The sequence below is a fragment of the Actinocrinis puniceicyclus genome (assembly GCF_018283645.1).
GTDB classification, from domain to species: domain Bacteria; phylum Actinomycetota; class Actinomycetes; order Streptomycetales; family Catenulisporaceae; genus Actinocrinis; species Actinocrinis puniceicyclus.
On the sequence record NZ_JAGSXH010000227.1, the window covers coordinates 1 to 4,791 of the forward strand.

Sequence of the window (4,791 nt, forward strand, 5' to 3'; positions counted from 1 at the left end):
CCTCCGCTCCGCCCCGGTGCGGTCGCGGGACCTTCGCCCCTTTCGCTCGGCGCGCGAACGGCAGACACTGCGATCCGGTGGCCGAGCGTGGGTCGCCACACGGACACACGGTCAGCCACTCTGCCGCGGTGCGGCCGGCAGCGGGGTGGGAGAACATCCCGGAGGTCACATCATGATCGTCTGCAAACGTACCCGCTCGGCCACCAGAATCACCTTCGTTCTCCCCTTCGACGAGCCGAATGCCGAGGTCAGCGTCGTCGGCGACTTCAACGCCTGGCAGCCGGGCACTCACGTGCTCACTCGCAGCACCTACGGCACGCGCGCGGTCACCCTGACCTTGCCGCGCGACCAGAAGTACGCGTTCCGCTACGTGACGCACGAGGGACTGCTGTTCGACGAGACCGACCTGGAGCAGCAGCCCTGCGGCAGCGGCGGAATCGTGTCGACCTGAGCGGGCTCTGAGCGGGCTCTGAGCGGGCTCTGGGCGGGCGCGCGGCCGAAGCGCGCGGCGCGCCTGCCGCGAGCCCCGTCCCGCGTGGGACCATCGGCTCTGTTCGGAGATCTTCGCGTGGTGTGTGCTGGCTGCATGGAGATGCAGCGGGATGTCCGCGACGTCATGAGTTGCTCGCTGATCACGGTGGCGCCGGACGCTTCGGCGGCGCGCGTGGTCCAGTTGCTGAAGAACTATCAGATCGGCGCCGTGCCGGTCGTCGCGGCGGGCGCGCGCGTGCTCGGCGTCATCACCGAAGGCGACCTCATCGACCTTCCGCAGCTCGCCGGCAAAACGGCCGCGCAGGTCATGACCGCGCCCGCGATCTGCGTCGGCGAGGGCGCCCCCGTGCACGAGGCGCTGCGGCTCATCGCCGAGCACGGCGTCGGCCGCCTGCCGGTCGTGGACGGGCGCGGCCGGGTGGTGGGAATCGTCAGCCGCCGGGACCTGCTGTCCGAGCTGCTGCCCGGTGACGGCGAGCTGCGGCGTAAGATCATCGACCGTGTCATCGACCTCGGCGGCGAGGTCTTCTCCGTCCGCGTCGACGACGGCGCGGTTTCGCTGTGCGGGCGGGTCGGCGACGTCGGCGAGATCGCACTGATCGAGAGGGCGTTGCGCCTGATCGACGGCGTCGTGAGCGTTGACGCCACGTTCACCGTGCACACCGGCGAGCACCGCGAGCTGGTCCGTGGCTAGCCCGGCGCAGGGCCGCGACGAGGAGGCGGGGACCTCGGCGGCGACCGTGCAGGCGCCGCCGTGCAAGGTCGTCTACGTCTCCGGGGTCGGCCCCGATGACGGACGTCGGCTCGTCGAACTCGGCGTCATGGAGCTGCTCGCGCACCGCGCGGCGCGCGTGGCGATCTTCCGGCCGCTGGGCCGCGCGGGCGCCGATCCGGTCGTCGAACTGCTGCGCGCCCGACACAACGTCGCCACGCCGCGCGAACTGAGCTACGGGTTCAGCTACGAGCAGGCCGCGGTGATCCGCGCCAAGCACGGTACGGACGAGCTGGTGCGGCTACTTGTGGACCGGCTGCACGCGCTGTGCGACCAGTGCGAGGCGGTGCTCGTGCTCGGCACCGACTTCTCCAGCGGCACCATCCCGGACGAGCCGGCCTTCAACGCGCGCCTGGCCAACGAGTTCGGCGCGCAACTGCTCGCCGTCGTCGGCGGGCGCGGCCAGCAGCCGGACACGCTGAGCGCCGACGTCTGGAACGCCTACCGCGCCTACGCGGACCAGGGCTGCGCCGTCGTCGCGGTGATCGCGAACCGGGTGCCGCCCGAGGACCAGGCCGCGCTGGCCCGCTCCCTGGCCGACGGCTGCCCGGCGCCCGCGTTCGTGATCCCCGAGGAGCCCGCGCTGCACGCCCCGACGGTCGCCGAGGCCGTTCACGCCGCCGGCGGCAGCGTGCTGCTCGGCGACGAGCGCGGGCTGGCCCGGCAGGTGCGCGGATTCGTCTTCGGCGGGGCGCTGCTGCCCCGGTTCCTGACCGCGCTCGGCGACGGCACCCTGGTGATCTCTCCCGGCGACCGCACGGACCTGCTGATCGGCGCGCTCGCGGCGCACTCGGCCGGGTCACCGGCGATCGCGGGCGTGCTGCTGACGCTCGGCCAGGCGCCGGAGGAGCCGATCCTGCGCCTGGCCGGCCGGATCGCCCCGGGCCTGCCGGTCGCGGTCACTCAGGACGACAGCTTCTCCACCGCCGTCACGCTCTCCGCGCTCAAGGGCGACCTGACCACGGCCGGGCCGCGCCGGATCGACGCCGCGCTCGGCCTGTTCGAGCTGCACGTGGACACCGCCGTGCTCGCGCAGCGGATCGCGCTCGGCGGTCGCGAGCGCATCACGCCGATGATGTTCGAACGCACCCTGCTGGAACGAGCCCGCACGCCTCGTCTGCGCGACATCGTGCTGCCCGAGGGCGACCAGGAGCGGATCCTGCGCGCCGCCGAGGTGCTGATCCGCCGCGCCGTGTGCAACCTGACGCTGCTGGGCCCCGAGGAGCTGATCCGCCGCCGGGTGGCCGAGCTGGGCCTGGACCTCGGCCTGGATCTGGACCACGACGGCGAGCACGCCGCGCGGGTGCGGATCATCGACCCGGCCACGTCACCGCTGCGGGAACGCTTCGCGAAGGTGTACGCGCGGCTGCGCGCGCACAAGGGCGTCACCGAGGCACAGGCGCTGGACATCGTGTACGAGCCCTCCTATTTCGGCACGCTGCTGGTGCACGAGGGCCTGGCGGACGGGATGGTCAGCGGCGTCGCGCACTCCACCGCGGCCACGCTGCGGCCCGCGTTCGAGATCATCGGCACCGCGCCCGGTGTGTCCCTGGCCTCCTCAGTGTTCTTCATGTGCCTGCCGGACCGGGTGCTCGTGTACGGCGACTGCGCGGTCAACCCGGACCCGGACGCCGGGCAGCTGGCGGACATCGCCGTGCGCAGCGCGCAGACCGCCGCCCGGTTCGGGATCGAGCCGCGGGTCGCGCTGCTGTCCTACTCGACCGGTGCGTCCGGCAGCGGGGCGGACGTGGAGAAGGTGCGCAAAGCCACCGAGATCGTGCGGGCCCTGCGACCGGATCTGCCGGTGGACGGACCCGTGCAGTACGACGCGGCGGTCGAGCCCGAGGTCGCCGCGACCAAGGCGCCCGGCTCGCCGGTCGCGGGACACGCCACGGTGCTGGTGTTCCCGGACCTGAACACCGGCAACAACACCTACAAGGCGGTGCAGCGCTCCGCCGGGGCGGTCGCGATCGGGCCGATCATGCAGGGCCTGGCCAGGCCGATCAACGACCTGTCGCGCGGCGCGCTGATCGAGGACATCGTCACCACGGTGGCGATCACCGCGATCCAGGCGCAGCCTTCGGACGCTCGTTGAGGCCGGTCAGGCGGCGGCGCAGCGCGGCCAGTTGCAGCGCCGCCGCGAGCGCCGCGGGGTCCACGGTGCCGACCAGCGCGCCGTCGCGGATCACGAGCGCCGGCGCGCCACCGGCCATCAGCCGTCGCGCGCCGGGCTCCGTCAGCAACCTGACCGCGGGGTCATCGGGCGCGAGCACCGCCACGCGGCCCAGCGGCCGGGTGACGTCGAGCACCCGGCCCACCGTCCCGGCGTCGACGGCGCGCACGAGATCGGCCAGCACGATCACCCCGGCGGGCCGGCCGCTGAAGTCCGTCACCGGGTAGGCGCCGCGCACGCCGTGTTCGCCGGTCCAGTCGAGGAACGCGTCAAGGGTGTACCAGCCGGGGGCGCACACCGGATCGGGCGTCATCACCTCGGCCGCCGTGATCTCGGAGGTTCCGGTGTGGTCCGCCCCGCGCTCCGCCCGGGCGGCGGTGCGCAGGAACAGCCCCAGCACGACGAACCACAGCCCGTCCAGCGCGCCGAACACCACCATGACCGCGCCGGACACGGCCAGCACCAGGCCGAACACCTCGCCGACCCGGTCGGCCGCGGCGGACGCGCGTTCCCGGCTCGCGCCGCGCCACCACAGCAGGGCGCGCAGCACGCGCCCTCCGTCCAGCGGCGCGGCCGGAAGCATGTTGAACACCGCGACCGCCCCGTTGGCCCACGCCAGCCAGAACAAGGCCTCGACCGGTAGCCGCCCGGCGCCCTGCGCCCGGGCCAGTTCGCCGGCTCCCAGGAACACCCCGGAGCACACCGCGCTGACCGCCGGGCCGCTGACCGCCACCGCCAGATCGGCCCGCGGCGAGCGGACCCGGCCCTCCACCTGCGCCATGCCGCCCAGCAACCAGAGCGTGATGCGCCGCACCCGCAGGCCGACGCGCCGGGCCACCAGCGCGTGCGCCAGTTCGTGCGCGAGGAGGCAGAGCATGAACAGCACGCCGCAGCCGACCGCGGCGGCCCAGTAGGCGGCGGTGGGGTAGCCCTTCGCGGCGTCCGGCAGCAGTTGCGCGGCCAGGCTCCAGGTGAACAACCCCAGCACGACCAGGACCGACCAGTGCGCCCGCACCGGGATCCCGCGGACCTGAACGCCTCGCGGCTCTGTGCTCACCGTCGCGCCTCCGATCCCTCCACTCGCATACTCCCGCCGAATTTCCCGGCGAAACAGGGCATTTCGTCCCACCTGCTTGGCCGCGGCCGACGGCCGGGACTGTGTCGATAAAGGTGGGGACCAGTGGAGAGGACTGATTCCTATGACTATCGACGTTGTTGATGTGGAAAGTCCGGTTGTGGTAGAGAGCGCCGAGGCGATCACTACCATCGAGGCGGAGGCCGGGATGTCGGGAGCGGACCTGACGGACCTGCTCGATGCGCGGGCCATCGCACAGCTGGCCGAGCGGGCCAGGCA

At 73.1% G+C, this 4,791-nt stretch carries 4 protein-coding genes; 3 read left to right on the top strand and 1 reads right to left on the bottom strand.

Annotated features, from left to right (window positions below; translation table 11 throughout):
* Positions 1-172: 172 nt before the first annotated feature.
* The 3 genes from KGA66_RS28100 to pta all read left to right on the top strand — a co-directional run bounded on the left by KGA66_RS28100 (position 173) and on the right by pta (position 3,359).
* Positions 173-451, top strand: a complete 279-nt coding sequence (locus KGA66_RS28100) for an early set domain-containing protein (RefSeq protein ID WP_211472468.1) — start codon at positions 173-175, stop codon at positions 449-451.
* A 135-nt stretch (positions 452-586) separates the two neighbouring features.
* Positions 587-1,186, top strand: coding sequence for a CBS domain-containing protein (locus tag KGA66_RS28105; protein ID WP_211472470.1), 600 nt, complete (start codon positions 587-589; stop codon positions 1,184-1,186).
* Positions 1,187-1,232: 46 nt separating this feature from the next.
* Positions 1,233-3,359, top strand: a complete 2,127-nt coding sequence (gene pta, locus KGA66_RS28110; protein ID WP_211472474.1) for a phosphate acetyltransferase — start codon at positions 1,233-1,235, stop codon at positions 3,357-3,359.
* Here pta and KGA66_RS30640 read toward each other — a convergent pair.
* The gene (locus tag KGA66_RS30640) at positions 3,322-4,494 is read right to left on the bottom strand and encodes a site-2 protease family protein (protein WP_211472472.1); all 1,173 of its coding nucleotides are present in this window, start codon (positions 4,492-4,494) and stop codon (positions 3,322-3,324) included. The genes pta and KGA66_RS30640 overlap by 38 nt on opposite strands.
* Positions 4,495-4,791 lie beyond the last annotated feature (297 nt).

Excerpts from the sequence above, each read along its gene's own strand:
- KGA66_RS28100 (WP_211472468.1), top strand. The coding sequence starts at position 173 with ATGATCGTCTGCAAACGTACCCGCTCGGCCACCAGAATCACCTTCGTT.
- KGA66_RS28105 (WP_211472470.1), top strand. The coding sequence starts at position 587 with ATGGAGATGCAGCGGGATGTCCGCGACGTCATGAGTTGCTCGCTGATC.